Below are 13,506 nucleotides of genomic sequence, written 5' to 3' on the forward strand. Positions count from 1 at the left end.
CCTGTTAAGTCCGGGTAGATTTAAGAAATTCACCACAACAGGACACAGAAAATGGCAGAAAACGAAACCGCACAACCCAAGCAACCGCAGATGCGCGTGCTGGGCCAGTTCATCCGCGACATGTCGTTCGAAAACATCATGGCGCAGAAGGGTGCCCCGGCGGATGTACAGCCCGACGTGCAGGTTCAGGTCAACCTCGACGCGAAAAAGCGTTCGGGCGAGAACCAGTATGAAACCGCGATCAAGCTGAACATCACCTCCAAAGCGAAAGACGGCGACGCGACGCTTTTCGTGCTGGAAATCGACTATGTCGGTATCTTCCAAGTCGAAAACGTGCCGGAAGAGCAGATGCACCCCTATCTGCTGATCGAATGCCCGCGCATGATCTTCCCCTTCCTGCGCCGCATCGTCAGCGACGTGACCCGTGACGGTGGCTTCCCGCCGCTGAACCTTGAAAACATCGACTTCCTTTCGCTGTACCGCAACGAAGTGGCACGCCGTCAGGCCGAAAACCCGCCAAAAGCCGACGCCTAAGCGTCAGCCAAGCTGTTTCCACAGCGCGTCGTCGCCCAGTTTGCCGACAAATTCGGCATGGGCGGCGGCTTCGGCCTCTGTCAGACGCGAGGGCAGGGGCGTGGGCCGCGGTTTCGGGGTCCAGCGCGTCTCCGGCTCGCCCGTCTTGCGCTCCGGCGCCGAGGACAGCGCGAAGTCCGGCTGCCGCCCCCCAATCAGTTCCAAATAGACTTCGGCCAAGATCTCACTGTCGAGCAAGGCGCCGTGCAGCGTCCGCGAGGTGTTATCAATGCCAAAGCGACGGCAGAGCGCGTCGAGCGAAGCGGGTGAGCCCGGAAAGCGTTTGCGCGCAATCTCCAGCGTGTCGAGCGCTTGTTCCCATGGGATCTGCGGCAGGCCCATCCAGCGCAGCTCAGCGTTCAGGAATTTGATATCGAAGGCCGCGTTGTGGATGATCAGCTTTGAGTCGCCGATAAAGTCGAGAAACTGCCGCCCGATCTGCGCGAACTTGGGCTTGTCGCGCAAAAAGTCATCGCCCAGCCCGTGCACCTGAAAGGCTTCCTCGGGCATCGAGCGTTCGGGGTTGATGTATTGGTGATAGGTCTCGCCGGTGGCCATGTGATTCATCAGCTCGACCGCGCCGATCTCGACGATGCGGTCGCCGCTTTCGGGGTCAAAGCCGGTGGTTTCGGTATCGAGCACGATTTCACGCATGGCGCAGTCTTTCCCTGATGTCGCGGATCACCGCCCGCACCTGCGCGCGGGCATGGTCGAGCGTGTCGGTCACTATCACATAGTCCGAGCGGGCGCACTTCTCTTCGGCGGGCATTTGCTTGGCGCGGATGGCGTCGAATTGCGCCTCTGTCATCGTGCCGCGCGCCAGTACCCGGTCGCGCTGGACCTCTGCCGGGATCGACACGCAGGCCACCGCGTCCATCGCAGCCTCGCCGCCGGTCTCGAACAGCAGCGGAATGTCCAGAACGGCGATGTCGCTATCCGCCTGCGCCAGAAACGTCGCCCGGTCTTCGGCCACCAGTGGATGCACGATGGCCTCAATCCGGGGCAGGGCGGTCGGATCGGCGGCGATGACCTCTTTCAACGCGGCACGAGAGACGCCGCCGCCCTCAATGGCCTCCGGGAAAGCCGCCTGCATCGGCGCAACGGCAGCGCCGCCCAGTGCATAAAGCCGGTGCACCGCCGCGTCGGCGTCCCAGACGGCGCAGCCTTCTTCGGCGAACATTTTCGCCGTGGTCGATTTACCCATGCCGATGGAGCCGGTGAGCCCGAGGTGAAACATCAGCGCAGCACCGCCGTTCGCGTGGCGCGGTCGACCTCGGGCCGCTGGCCGAACCAACGCTCGAACGCTGGGACCGCCTGATGCAACAACATGCCCAGCCCGTCGACCGTGACGCAGCCCATATCCTCAGCCGTTTCAAGCAGATGGGTCCGCAGCGGGGCGTAAACGAGATCCGTCACCACGGTGCCGGGGCGCAGCCCATCCAGCGGCACCCGCAAGGCGCCTTTGCCAATCATGCCAAGCGATGTGGTGTTCACCAACAAACTGGCGTGATCGATCATATTGCCCGCCTGCACCCAATCGACGACTTTGACCCGGCCGCCGAAATCGCGCTGCAACTGCTCCGCCCGGACGCGGGTGCGGTTTGACAGGCAGATCTCAGGCACACCAGCATCCAAAAGCGCCGAGACAACCGCCCGCGCCGCGCCCCCCGCGCCCAAGACGGCCGCCGGTCCGGCCTTCGGATCCCAATCCGGCGCACCGGCTTTGAGGTTTTCGATGAAGCCGTAGCCATCCGTATTATCCGCGTGAATTTTGCCATCGGCGCGAAAGATCAACGTATTGGACGCGCCGATCAGAGTGGCACGGTCGGTGATAAGATCCGCGATCTCCATCACCGCTTCTTTATGGGGGATCGTCAGGTTCACCCCGACAAAGCCCATCTTGGGCAGCGTTCTCAGCACCTCTTCCAGATCATCGGGGGCCACATCAAGCGGCACATAATGACCGGCGATGCCATAGGTCTCCAGCCAATGGCGATGCAACTGCGGGGATTTGGAATGCGCGATGGGCGATCCGATCACACCAGCGAGGGGGATTTTGGGCAGGCTCATGTCGTGAGGTCTCCGCGCAGCGTCAGGTAATTCAACAGTTCAAGAAATGGCATACCGAGGACGTGAAAGTAATCCCCCTCGATCTGGGTGAAGAGCCGCACGCCTTCCTCTTCCAGCTTATAGCAGCCCACGGCGTGGCGAATGCTCTCCCAGTTTCGCGCGACGTAGTCTTCTATATAGGCGTCGCTGGCCTCGCGCATGCGCAGCCGCACCTGACCGACGTGCCGCCAGAGCGGTTCACCGTCTTCATAAAGCACGGCGGCGGAAAGCAACGAGTGCCGATCCCCGCGCAGCCGGTGAAGCTGCGCAATCGCCTCGTCCCGGTCTTGCGGCTTGTGCAACATCTCCCCGCGATGTTCCAACACCTGATCGCAGCCCAGAACCAGTGCGCCGGGGTGCCGCTCGCTGACCTTGCGGGCTTTCATCTCGGCCAAGGTATCGGCGATGTCGCGCGGCTTGGCCTCTTCGGCCCGCAGCGCGGCGGTTATCATCTCTTCGTCGATCTTGGCTGGGATCACCTCATGCGGGATCGCGGCCTGCGCCAAGAGCTGCGCCCGGATCTCCGAGCCGGAGGCGAGGATAATTTTCTGCGGCATGTGGATAACCCTGTGATGATCTGGCGCAAATCTTGAGGATTTGTTCTGCGAGATAAAAGTTGACAGCACAAGCCCGCAGATCTCGCCCCGAGTCGCGGTTTTTGTCGCCGATTCCCACCCCGATGAATAGGGATAAGCCGCTTGTGCGTATAACCACGAGACTTCACCGGTTATCCCCGCTTTGATACATTTTGTCCCCCGGAAAATACGCCAGCAAGATCTTGAGAAATTTCGACATTCGCGAATCGGGGCCGGCTTATCCACAGGGGGCCGCGAAGTTTGTTCACCTGTTGATAAGCGGCGGTATAAATCATTAATCCACAGGATTCAGGCGCCCTACAATCAACTACATCTTTTCTCTTTTCTTATTTATTAAGAAAGAAGCACGCACACCGGAGCCTTCCCCATGTTCGATCTTCTCAGCCTCGCTTATCCATGGATCAAAGCGCTCCATATCGTGTCGGTCATCAGTTGGATGGCGGCGCTCTTCTACCTACCGCGGCTCTTCGTGCATCATGTCGAACAGGCGGGCTCCGCGGGGCGGATGCATGAAACTTTCGCGATGATGGAATTCAAGCTCGCTCAGTTCATCATGCGGCCCGCGATGATGGCGACATGGGTTTTCGGCCTCTCCCTCGTTCTGACGCCCGGAATCGTGGATTGGACGATGATCTGGCCCTGGACCAAGGGTGCCAGTGTCATCGCCATGACGGTTTTCCATGTTTGGCTGAAAAAACAGGTTAAATCCGTCGAAAGCGGCAACAGTACCGTCACGGGCCGTCAGTTCCGGCTTTTGAACGAAGTGCCGACACTGCTGATGATCGTGATCGTCTTCTCGGTGGTCGTGAAATTCTGAGGCAATTGACTCAAGCGTTGCGGCCGCCTATATCTGCGCCACTGTCCCGTCCGGGGCGGTTTCTGCTTGCCACATTCAAATGATCGACCAGCCCGCATTCTGCTGCGGCTGAACAGGATGCTCCATGACAACCGAAACGCTGAACCTCGCTGATCTCAAGGCGCAGACGCCGAAAAACCTGCTCGCCATGGCCGAAGAGCTGGAGATCGAAAACGCCTCGACCATGCGTAAAGGCGAGATGATGTTCCAGATTCTCCGCGAACGCGCGGATGACGGTTGGGAGATCTCGGGCGACGGCGTGTTGGAAGTGCTGCAAGACGGATTCGGTTTCCTACGCTCTCCCGAAGCGAACTACCTGCCGGGCCCCGATGATATCTACGTCTCGCCCGACATGATCCGCAAATGGTCGCTGCGCACCGGGGACACCATCGAGGGGCTGATCAAGGCGCCCGACGACACCGAACGCTATTTCGCGCTGACCGAAGTGACCAAGATCAACTTCGAGGCGCCCGAAAAGGCGCGCCACAAGGTCGCCTTCGAGAACCTCACGCCGCTTTACCCCGACGAGCGCCTGACGATGGAGGTCGACGACCCCACGATCAAGGACCGCTCGGCGCGGATCATCGATCTGGTGTCACCCATCGGCAAGGGCCAGCGCTCGCTGATCGTCGCCCCGCCGCGCACCGGTAAGACCGTGCTGCTGCAGAACATCGCTAACAGCATCGAGAAAAACCACCCCGAGTGCTACCTGATCGTCCTGCTGATCGACGAACGGCCCGAGGAAGTCACCGACATGCAGCGTTCGGTGAAGGGGGAGGTTGTCTCCTCCACCTTCGACGAGCCGGCCACGCGCCACGTCGCCGTCTCCGAGATGGTGATCGAGAAGGCCAAGCGCCTAGTAGAACACAAGCGCGACGTTGTCATCCTGCTCGATTCGATCACCCGTTTGGGCCGTGCCTTCAACACCGTGGTGCCGTCCTCTGGCAAGGTCCTGACCGGTGGTGTCGACGCCAACGCCCTGCAACGCCCGAAGCGTTTCTTCGGTGCCGCGCGGAACATCGAAGAGGGCGGCTCGCTCACCATCATCGCCACCGCGCTGATCGACACCGGCAGCCGCATGGACGAGGTGATCTTTGAAGAGTTCAAGGGCACCGGCAACTCCGAGATCGTTCTCGACCGCAAGATCGCAGACAAACGCGTCTTCCCGGCGATCGACATCCTCAAGTCCGGCACACGAAAAGAGGATCTTCTGGTCGACAAAGTGGACCTGCAGAAAACCTTCGTGCTGCGCCGCATCCTCAACCCGATGGGCACCACCGATGCCATCGAATTCCTGCTCGGCAAGCTCAAGCAAACCAAGTCGAATTCTGACTTCTTCGACTCCATGAACACCTGAGTTATTTCGTAATAACAATAGGTTAGTGAAATATGGACACGATATTCGCCCAAGCGTCAGCGCCGGGCCGTGCCGGGGTTGCGGTGATCCGCATTTCCGGCCCACAGTCCTTCGCGATCGCGCAGGAGATTACCGGTAAACGTCCTGAAGGGCGCGAGAGTGCGTTGCGAAATCTCCGCGGCATGGGCGGAGAGGTTATCGACCAGGCATTAGTCCTGAGTTTCCCCAGGCCGAACTCCTTCACCGGCGAGGATGTGGTCGAGTTTCAACTGCATGGTTCTATCGCCGTGGTCCGGGCGGTCCTTTCCCTGCTGTCGACCTTCCCCGAAACTCGGATGGCCGAAGCGGGGGAATTCACCCGCCGTGCGTTAGAGAATGAAAAGCTGGATCTCGCGCAGGTCGAAGGGCTGTCAGATCTCATCGAAGCCGAAACAGAAGCCCAGCGAAAGCAAGCGCTTCGCGTTTTGTCGGGCCACCTCGGCGCGCGCGTCGAAGATTGGCGAAAAGACCTGATCCGCGCCGCTGCGCTTCTAGAGGCCACGATCGACTTCGCGGACGAAGAGGTGCCTGTCGACGTCACCCCCGAGGTGGAGGCGCTGCTCTCGAAAGTCGGTAAGGAATTGCAAGCCGAAGCGGAAGGCACCTATGTCGCCGAACGGGTTCGAAACGGCTTCGAAGTCGCGATCATCGGCGCGCCAAATGCAGGCAAATCGACGCTCTTGAATGCGCTAGCCGGACGTGACGCTGCGATCACCTCAGAAATCGCAGGCACTACCCGCGATGTCATCGAAGTTCGAATGGACCTCGGCGGGCTGCCGGTTACCCTGTTGGATACGGCGGGTCTGCGTGAGAGCGAAGACAAAGTTGAAGCCATAGGGATCGAGCGCGCAATCGAACGCGCTGAGGCGGCGGATCTGCGGGTGTTTCTTGCGGCGCCGGGTGAGGCCCTGGTCCTTACGCCAGAGGAAGAGGATATTGTTCTCTACCCCAAGGCAGATCTCGTTGGTATTGAAGCGAACGGTATCTCAGGGAAGACCGGGCAGGGCGTTTCAGAACTTATTGACCGCATTCAATCTACACTCTCGGTACGCAGTTCAAGCATCGGACTGGCAACCCATGAGCGGCATCGCGTCGCTTTGCAGCAAGCCGTCTCGTGTTTGGCTGAAGTAGATGTTATTCTGACTCGCGGACCTGATTTCTATGATTTGGCTGCTGCGGAGCTTCGGTTCGGGATCCGAGCGCTGGAAACCCTTGTTGGCCGCATAGACGTCGAGAACCTGCTGGATGAGATTTTCACCAGCTTTTGCGTAGGTAAATGATGGAGTGTTTCACGTGAAACATTTTGATGTGATCGTGATCGGTGGGGGCCACGCGGGCGCGGAAGCAGCGCACGCTTCGGCACGGCTCGGCGCACAAACAGCGCTCGTCACGATGAGCCGCGATGGGATCGGCGTCATGTCCTGTAATCCGGCCATCGGCGGACTGGGGAAGGGCCATCTGGTACGAGAGATCGACGCGATGGACGGCGTGATGGGCCGTGTTGCCGATAAAGCCGGTATCCAATTCCGTCTGCTAAACCGTCGGAAAGGTCCCGCGGTTCAGGGCCCCCGCGCTCAGGCCGATCGGAGAATTTACCGGAAAGAGATGCTGCGCGAGATCGACGCGCAAGCGAACCTCGACATCATTGAAGGAGAGGTTACCGACTTCGTGATGGACGGCGAAGTCGTTGCCGGGGTAGTCTTGGCAGACGGAACGACCATCAAAGCGGCGTCCGTGGTTCTTACGACGGGGACCTTCCTCCGGGGTGTCATTCATATCGGCGATGTATCGCAAGAAGGCGGCCGTATGGGGGACAAAGCGTCCGTCAAACTGGCCGAACGGATCGATTCCTTTAATCTCCCGATGGGCCGACTAAAGACGGGGACGCCGCCCCGTCTGGATGGCCGCACGATCAACTGGGATATATTGGAAGCGCAGCCCGGCGACGATGACCCCGTACTGTTTTCCTTTCTCTCCAACAAGGTTTCAGCCCCCCAGCTTGCCTGCGGTATTACCCATACGAACGCTAAAACTCATCAGATCATCAGAGAGAATCTCGATAGGTCCGCAATGTATGGCGGGCATATCGATGGCGTAGGCCCGCGCTACTGCCCTTCGATCGAAGATAAGGTCGTCCGTTTCGCCGATAAAGAGTCGCATCAGGTTTTCCTAGAGCCCGAGGGCGCGGATGATAATACCGTCTATCCGAACGGCATTTCTACCTCCCTCCCGGCAGATGTACAAGCAGCCTATGTCCAGAGCATGGTCGGCCTCGAAAACGCAATTATTCTGCAACCCGGTTATGCCATCGAGTACGACTACGTCGATCCGCGCGCTCTTTCAGCAACGCTTGCGGTCCGTACCGTACCCGGCCTCTATCTCGCCGGACAGATCAATGGTACGACGGGCTATGAGGAAGCGGCCGCGCAGGGACTGGTAGCAGGCTTGAATGCCGCTCTTAGCGCCCAAGGCCGGGATGCGGTGACATTTACCCGTTCCGAAAGCTATATTGGGGTTATGGTCGATGATCTGACGACCCGGGGCGTTACAGAACCCTACCGGATGTTCACATCTCGGGCCGAGTTCCGCCTGTCGCTACGGGCAGACAATGCGGATCAGCGGCTAACTCCTTTGGCGATTCAATTAGGCTGTATCTCTGACGCGCGCCGAGATAGATTCGAGGAGAAGGTTTCCTCCTTAGAGGAGACGAAGGCGAAGCTGGAAGGTACGGAGTATACGCCGAAAGAGCTTGCGAGCGCCGGTATTAAGGTCAACCAAGATGGTGCAAAGCGTAGCGGCTATCAGGTTCTCGCATTTCCCGATGTGGAGTTTGAAGACTTGCTGCCACTTGATCGCAGCCTAGAAGAAACTCCATTCGAAATACGTCGACAGATTGAGCGGGACGCGCTCTACGCAACCTACATCACTCGACAACAGAAAGAGATCGATGTGCTGAAGAAAGACGAGAACGTTCGTATACCGCCTGATTTTTCCTTCGATGATCTTGCAGGCCTTTCTAACGAGCTGAAGTCGAAGGTATCTTCCGCGCGTCCGGAAACAATGGCACAGGCGGCTCGCATTGATGGAATGACACCAGCCGCGCTGACTTTGATACTTGCTCGTGTGAAGCGCGGGGCCGGAAAGAAGTCAGCATGAGCACCGAAAATGACCTCGATGTTTCACGTGAAACATTTGAAAAGCTGAAAGCCTTTGCCGAACTGGTGAGGAAATGGAATCCGAAGATTAACCTAGTTTCTAAGAGCAGCTTGGACGACCTATGGCCTCGCCATATTCTGGATTCCGTCCAAATCTTGGAGCTCGCTACGGGGCGAGGGAGATGGGTAGACCTCGGTAGCGGCGGAGGTTTCCCGGGCATTGTTGTTTCGATCCTCAATCAAGAAGAGCACAGATTCGATGTGGTTATGGTTGAAAGTGATCAGAGGAAATCCGCGTTCCTGCGGACGGCCATTCGAGAACTTGATCTTACGGCAAAAGTGAAAACCGAGAGAATCGAAGAACTCGAATGTCTCGAAGCAGACGTGCTATCTGCCCGCGCTTTAGCCGATCTGACGAAGCTGCTAGGGTTCGCCGAGTTGCATCTTAAACGCGGAGGCATTGCACTTTTCCCTAAAGGTCAAAGCTGGCAGCGTGAAGACCTAGAGGCGCGGCAGGATTGGAATTACGATCTAGAGACGGTAACCAGCAAGACCAATTCGGACGCTGCCATTTTAAAGATTAAGGATATCGCCCGTGTCTGACCTTTCTCGTCCAGCTGGACCGAAAATCATTGCCGTTGCAAACCAGAAGGGCGGTGTGGGTAAAACGACGACGACTATCAATCTGGCCGCTGCGCTTGCGGAAGCGGGGAAGCGTATTCTGGTGGTTGATCTGGATCCGCAAGGCAATGCTTCTACGGGTCTTGGCATCGAAGTCGAAGATCGCGATTTTACGACATATGATCTCTTGCTGGACGATAGCCTTCCGCAGGATGTTATCCAGAGGACAGAAACGGAAGGGTTGCTCATCGTTCCGGCGACGGTTGACCTCAGCTCTGCGGACATTGAACTCTTTTCGAATGAGAAGAGAAGTTTTCTTTTGCACGACGCGCTGCGGCAGACGCAGATGGATCAGTTCAAGTTCGACTATATCTTGATCGATTGCCCGCCTTCACTCAACCTATTGACGGTGAATGCGATGATCGCGGCGCACTCTGTACTTGTGCCTTTGCAGAGCGAATTTTTTGCGTTGGAAGGGCTCTCTCAGCTTATGTTGACGATAAGAGAGGTCCGGCAAAGCGGGAATAAGGACCTGCGGATTGAGGGCGTTCTACTGACCATGTATGATCGCCGCAATAATCTGTCGCAACAGGTTGAGAATGACGCGCGGGCGAACCTTGGTGAACTGGTGTTCCAAACCGTGATTCCGCGCAATGTTCGGGTGAGCGAGGCGCCGAGCTTTGCCATGCCCGTTCTGAGTTATGACCCCACATCGAAAGGGGCCCAAGCCTACCGTGATTTGGCGGCGGAGCTAACAAGAAACAATGGTTAATAAGGTGGCAGTATGGCAGACAAACAAGAGCGCAAACGGGGCCTTGGCCGGGGGCTGTCGGCACTGATGGCGGATGTAGCGGAGACCGAGAGCGTGGCCGCCAAGGGGGCCGCGGCGGCGGAGCAGTTCGTTCCGATCGAGCGAATCAAACCGAACCCGGATCAGCCACGTAAGCGGTTTGAGCAAGAGCATCTTGATGACCTAGCGGCCTCAATTAAAGAGAAGGGGGTCATTCAGCCACTGATCGTCCGCGCTTTGGCTGATGGCAATTTTGAGATCGTCGCGGGTGAACGGCGCTGGCGGGCCTCGCAGATCGCGAAGGTGCATAGCCTGCCGGTGATCGTTCGCGAGTTTACCGATGTCGAAGTGCTTGAAGTCGCGATCATCGAGAACATCCAGCGGGCAGATCTGAACTCGGTCGAAGAAGCGGCGGGTTATCGGCAGTTGATGGATAAGTTCGGCCATACTCAGGAGAAGATGGCCGAAGCCCTTGGGAAAAGCCGAAGCCATATTGCCAATCTATTGCGTCTGCTGAACCTGCCAGATCCGGTGCAAGAGATGGTGCGCCAGAATGAACTGAGCGCGGGCCATGCGCGGGCGCTCATTCCGGCGAAGGATCCGCTGAAACTGGCGCAGCAGGTCATCAAAGGCGGCCTTTCCGTGCGCGCGACCGAGGCGTTGGTCAAGAAAGATCAAGCCGGTGAGCGCGGTAATATGGTAAATAAAGAGCGTCTCTCGCAGCGCCCAGAGAAGGATGCCGATACGCAGGCGCTCGAAGGCGATCTGTCAGCCAACCTAGGTATGAAGGTTAGTTTGGACCATAAACCGGGTCAGGAAGCGGGTAAGGTGACGTTGCACTATACCACGCTTGACCAGCTGGATGAGATCTGCCGCCTCCTAGGCGGCTCTTAAGGCAGAAGCGTTTCGATCACGGCGTTTAGGACGATAACGCCTTGATCTGAAACAATTAACCTGTCTTTCTCGCGTGCTGCCATGCCGATGTCATGCAGGTGATTGACGGCCTTTTCGTCGATCTCATGCCCGGCAATATCGGCGTAACGGCTAAGGTCAACGCCTTCTTTCAGGCGCAGGCCCATCAGGAGAAACTCAGTCGCCTGTTCGCTTCGGCTCAGGGCGGTCCGGGGTTTCTCCGCTTCGCCCTTTGCGACACCGTCGAGCCACCGTTGTGGATTGCTATAAGCAACTGTCGCGAATTTCTCTCCGTCCAGCGTCAACCGCCCATGAGCGCCGGGCCCGATGCCGATATAGTCCCCATAGCGCCAATAAATCAGGTTGTGACGCGATTGGGCGCCATCCCGGGCGTGGTTTGACACCTCGTACGCGGGCATGCCCATGTCATTGCAGATGTCTTGGGTCAGGGTGAACATATCCGCGCCGAGATCTTCGTCGGGCAGGCCGCGAAGTTTTCCGTGGGCGTAGCGGTCGCCAAAGGCGGTGCCTTGTTCGATCGTGAGCTGATAGAGCGAAATATGGTCTATCGCGAGGGATAGAGCCTGTTTCAACTCGGCTTCCCATTCCGTGGCGGATTGGTCTTGCCGGCCATAGATTAGATCGAAGCTCACACGGTCAAAAGTATTGCGGGCGATGTCGAAGGCGGTCATCGCTTCTTTTGCCGTATGCAGACGGCCCAAACGTTTGAGATCCGGATCGTTCAGCGCCTGAATGCCCATGGAAACGCGTGATACACCGGCTTGCCGATAGGCGGCGAAGCGGCCCGCTTCGACCGAGCCGGGATTGGCTTCGAGGGTGATTTCCAGATCGTTCGCCGTGGGCCAGTGGCCCCGGATGGCGCTGATGATGTCTGCGACGACATCGGGCTCCATTAGACTTGGCGTGCCGCCGCCGAAGAAGACCGCATTAAGTACGCGGCCCGGTGTCTCATCCGCAGCGCGCTGAAGCTCGGCGAGATAGGCATCCCGCCAAGCGGCTTGGTCGATCTGGCGGCTAACGTGGCTGTTAAAGTCGCAATAGGGACATTTCGCCTCGCAAAATGGCCAATGGATATAGAGGCCGAAGCCGCCCTGTTGCCAATCTTCAGCCAAAACAGCCCGCAATCAGTTTCGCAAAGGCATCGGCGCGGTGGCTGATGCTGTTCTTTTGCTCGGCGTCCATTTCGGCAAAGGTGACCTCATGGCCGTCAGGTTGAAACATCGGGTCATAGCCGTGACCCTGTTCGCCGCGCATCGGCCAAACCAGCGTGCCGTTCACCTTGCCCGCGAAAACCTCATCATGGCCGTCGGGCCATGCCAGGGCCAGCGTCGCGCAGAAACGCGCGCGGCGGGGGTGGGGGGCGTTCTTTTCTTCCAGCAGGTTGCGCGTCTTGGTCATGGCCATGACGAAGTCGCGGCCATTCTCTGTTTCGGCCCAATCGGCGGTATAGACGCCGGGTGCATTGTCGAGCGCTTCGACCTCGATGCCGGAATCGTCGGCCAATGCGGGCAAGCCGGTCGCCTTGGCGGCGGCATGCGCTTTGATCCGGGCGTTGCCGACGAAGGTCGTCTCGGTCTCTTCCGGCTCGGGCAGGTTCATCTCTGCCGCGCCCACCACCTCGACCCCGTGGGGGGCGAAGAGCTGGCGCATTTCAGCCAGTTTGCCCGCGTTATGGGTGGCGATCAGGATGCGATTTTCGGTGAACTTGCGGGTCATGCGGTAACCGATTTTTGGATGGTGGCCAGTTCGCCGACGCCCTTCTCGGCCAGGTCCATTAGCTGGTTCATCTGGTCGCGGGTATAGGTTGAGCCTTCGGCGCTCATCTGCACTTCGATCAGCTTGCCGGATCCGGTCATGATGAAGTTGCCATCGACGCCCGCCTCGGAATCCTCGGGGTAGTCGAGATCGAGCACCGGCTGGCCTGCGTAGATGCCGCAGCTTACCGCCGCGACCGGATCGACCAGCGGGTCAGAGACGACATCGCCCGCTTTCATCAGCTTGTTCACAGCCAGACGCAGCGCGATCCAACCGCCGGTGATCGACGCGCAGCGGGTGCCGCCATCGGCTTGCAGCACATCGCAGTCGACGGTGATCTGACGCTCGCCCAAGGCGGAGCGGTCGACCCCGGCGCGCAGGGCGCGGCCGATCAGACGCTGGATCTCGACCGTGCGACCACCTTGTTTGCCGGAGGCGGCTTCGCGACGCATCCGTGTGTTGGTGGCGCGGGGCAGCATGCCGTATTCGGCGGTGACCCAGCCCAGACCGGAGCCTTTAATGAACGGCGGCACGCGGTCTTCGATCGTTGCGGTGCAGAGCACATGGGTATCGCCCATCTTGATCAGGGCCGACCCTTCGGCATGTTTGGTGAAACCTGTCTCGATCGAGACGGCGCGCATTTCATCGAGTTTCCGGCCAGAGGGACGCATGACATATCCTTTTTGATGTTGCCCGGGGATACCGCCCCACAAGGCTTTGAT

15 protein-coding genes are annotated in these 13,506 nt (G+C 58.7%); 8 read left to right on the forward strand and 7 right to left on the reverse strand.

Annotated elements, in window-relative coordinates:
- The first annotated feature begins 51 nt into the window (after window positions 1-51).
- Entirely contained in the window at window positions 52-534 is a 483-nt protein-coding gene (gene secB, locus ACGYKA_RS06715; protein WP_067267736.1) for a protein-export chaperone SecB, read from the forward strand.
- A gap of 3 nt (window positions 535-537) precedes the next feature.
- On the opposite strand, the gene dnaQ is transcribed toward secB, so the two are convergent.
- From dnaQ to ACGYKA_RS06735, 4 genes are read right to left on the reverse strand one after another with little or no spacing between them, the layout of a single operon-like run.
- Window positions 538-1,227: a DNA polymerase III subunit epsilon gene (gene dnaQ / locus ACGYKA_RS06720; protein ID WP_271688639.1), complete on the reverse strand. Its 690-nt coding sequence runs from the start codon at window positions 1,225-1,227 to the stop codon at window positions 538-540.
- Window positions 1,220-1,813 (reverse strand): dephospho-CoA kinase, encoded by a 594-nt coding sequence (coaE, locus tag ACGYKA_RS06725; protein WP_394408776.1) that lies wholly within the window; start codon window positions 1,811-1,813, stop codon window positions 1,220-1,222. Before coaE ends, dnaQ begins: the two co-directional genes overlap by 8 nt.
- Window positions 1,810-2,643 carry a shikimate dehydrogenase gene (locus ACGYKA_RS06730; protein WP_394408027.1) on the reverse strand — a complete coding sequence of 278 codons (834 nt, stop codon included), beginning with the start codon at window positions 2,641-2,643 and terminating at the stop codon, window positions 1,810-1,812. Before ACGYKA_RS06730 ends, coaE begins: the two co-directional genes overlap by 4 nt.
- Window positions 2,640-3,239 (reverse strand): Maf family protein, encoded by a 600-nt coding sequence (locus tag ACGYKA_RS06735; RefSeq protein WP_394408024.1) that lies wholly within the window; start codon window positions 3,237-3,239, stop codon window positions 2,640-2,642. Before ACGYKA_RS06735 ends, ACGYKA_RS06730 begins: the two co-directional genes overlap by 4 nt.
- 406 nt (window positions 3,240-3,645) lie before the next feature.
- On the opposite strand from ACGYKA_RS06735, the gene ACGYKA_RS06740 reads away from it, so the two are divergent.
- From ACGYKA_RS06740 to ACGYKA_RS06770, 7 genes are all read left to right on the forward strand, one after another.
- Window positions 3,646-4,095 (forward strand): CopD family protein, encoded by a 450-nt coding sequence (locus tag ACGYKA_RS06740; protein ID WP_394408021.1) that lies wholly within the window; start codon window positions 3,646-3,648, stop codon window positions 4,093-4,095.
- A 124-nt stretch (window positions 4,096-4,219) separates the two neighbouring features.
- Window positions 4,220-5,491 carry a transcription termination factor Rho gene (gene rho, locus ACGYKA_RS06745; protein WP_067267859.1) on the forward strand — a complete coding sequence of 424 codons (1,272 nt, stop codon included), beginning with the start codon at window positions 4,220-4,222 and terminating at the stop codon, window positions 5,489-5,491.
- Between the two features lie 32 nt (window positions 5,492-5,523).
- Window positions 5,524-6,810 carry a tRNA uridine-5-carboxymethylaminomethyl(34) synthesis GTPase MnmE gene (gene mnmE, locus ACGYKA_RS06750; RefSeq protein ID WP_394408018.1) on the forward strand — a complete coding sequence of 429 codons (1,287 nt, stop codon included), beginning with the start codon at window positions 5,524-5,526 and terminating at the stop codon, window positions 6,808-6,810.
- A 13-nt stretch (window positions 6,811-6,823) separates the two neighbouring features.
- Entirely contained in the window at window positions 6,824-8,686 is a 1,863-nt protein-coding gene (mnmG, locus tag ACGYKA_RS06755; protein ID WP_394408015.1) for a tRNA uridine-5-carboxymethylaminomethyl(34) synthesis enzyme MnmG, read from the forward strand.
- Window positions 8,683-9,288: a 16S rRNA (guanine(527)-N(7))-methyltransferase RsmG gene (rsmG, locus tag ACGYKA_RS06760; RefSeq protein WP_394408012.1), complete on the forward strand. Its 606-nt coding sequence runs from the start codon at window positions 8,683-8,685 to the stop codon at window positions 9,286-9,288. Before mnmG ends, rsmG begins: the two co-directional genes overlap by 4 nt.
- Entirely contained in the window at window positions 9,281-10,078 is a 798-nt protein-coding gene (locus tag ACGYKA_RS06765) for a ParA family protein (RefSeq protein ID WP_394408009.1), read from the forward strand. Before rsmG ends, ACGYKA_RS06765 begins: the two co-directional genes overlap by 8 nt.
- A gap of 12 nt (window positions 10,079-10,090) precedes the next feature.
- On the forward strand, window positions 10,091-10,990 hold the full coding sequence (locus tag ACGYKA_RS06770) for a ParB/RepB/Spo0J family partition protein (protein ID WP_067267864.1): 900 nt from the start codon (window positions 10,091-10,093) through the stop codon (window positions 10,988-10,990).
- Here ACGYKA_RS06770 and hemW read toward each other — a convergent pair.
- The 3 genes from hemW to rph are packed head-to-tail and all read right to left on the reverse strand — an operon-like array spanning window position 10,987 to window position 13,455.
- Window positions 10,987-12,141: a radical SAM family heme chaperone HemW gene (gene hemW / locus ACGYKA_RS06775; protein WP_394408006.1), complete on the reverse strand. Its 1,155-nt coding sequence runs from the start codon at window positions 12,139-12,141 to the stop codon at window positions 10,987-10,989. The two genes, ACGYKA_RS06770 and hemW, sit on opposite strands and share 4 nt — an antisense overlap.
- Window positions 12,134-12,745, reverse strand: a complete 612-nt coding sequence (gene rdgB / locus ACGYKA_RS06780) for an RdgB/HAM1 family non-canonical purine NTP pyrophosphatase (protein ID WP_394408003.1) — start codon at window positions 12,743-12,745, stop codon at window positions 12,134-12,136. The genes hemW and rdgB overlap by 8 nt, the downstream gene beginning before the upstream one ends.
- A complete protein-coding gene (gene rph, locus ACGYKA_RS06785) occupies window positions 12,742-13,455 on the reverse strand; it encodes a ribonuclease PH (protein WP_271688630.1) in 714 nt (237 codons plus the stop codon). Before rph ends, rdgB begins: the two co-directional genes overlap by 4 nt.
- Window positions 13,456-13,506: the final 51 nt, after the last annotated feature.

Source organism: Sulfitobacter sp. 1A15106, assembly GCF_043556995.1.
In the GTDB taxonomy this organism is placed as follows: domain Bacteria; phylum Pseudomonadota; class Alphaproteobacteria; order Rhodobacterales; family Rhodobacteraceae; genus Sulfitobacter; species Sulfitobacter faviae.

What these genes read in the sequence shown, in the direction of transcription:
- ACGYKA_RS06770 (WP_067267864.1), top strand. Translation starts at nt 10,091, where the DNA reads ATGGCAGACAAACAAGAGCGCAAACGGGGCCTTGGCCGGGGGCTGTCG.
- ACGYKA_RS06735 (WP_394408024.1), bottom strand. Translation starts at nt 3,239, where the DNA reads ATGCCGCAGAAAATTATCCTCGCCTCCGGCTCGGAGATCCGGGCGCAG.
- ACGYKA_RS06740 (WP_394408021.1), top strand. Translation starts at nt 3,646, where the DNA reads ATGTTCGATCTTCTCAGCCTCGCTTATCCATGGATCAAAGCGCTCCAT.
- rph (WP_271688630.1), bottom strand. Translation starts at nt 13,455, where the DNA reads ATGCGTCCCTCTGGCCGGAAACTCGATGAAATGCGCGCCGTCTCGATC.
- secB (WP_067267736.1), top strand. Translation starts at nt 52, where the DNA reads ATGGCAGAAAACGAAACCGCACAACCCAAGCAACCGCAGATGCGCGTG.
- dnaQ (WP_271688639.1), bottom strand. Translation starts at nt 1,227, where the DNA reads ATGCGTGAAATCGTGCTCGATACCGAAACCACCGGCTTTGACCCCGAA.
- rho (WP_067267859.1), top strand. Translation starts at nt 4,220, where the DNA reads ATGACAACCGAAACGCTGAACCTCGCTGATCTCAAGGCGCAGACGCCG.
- mnmE (WP_394408018.1), top strand. Translation starts at nt 5,524, where the DNA reads ATGGACACGATATTCGCCCAAGCGTCAGCGCCGGGCCGTGCCGGGGTT.
- rsmG (WP_394408012.1), top strand. Translation starts at nt 8,683, where the DNA reads ATGAGCACCGAAAATGACCTCGATGTTTCACGTGAAACATTTGAAAAG.
- rdgB (WP_394408003.1), bottom strand. Translation starts at nt 12,745, where the DNA reads ATGACCCGCAAGTTCACCGAAAATCGCATCCTGATCGCCACCCATAAC.
- ACGYKA_RS06730 (WP_394408027.1), bottom strand. Translation starts at nt 2,643, where the DNA reads ATGAGCCTGCCCAAAATCCCCCTCGCTGGTGTGATCGGATCGCCCATC.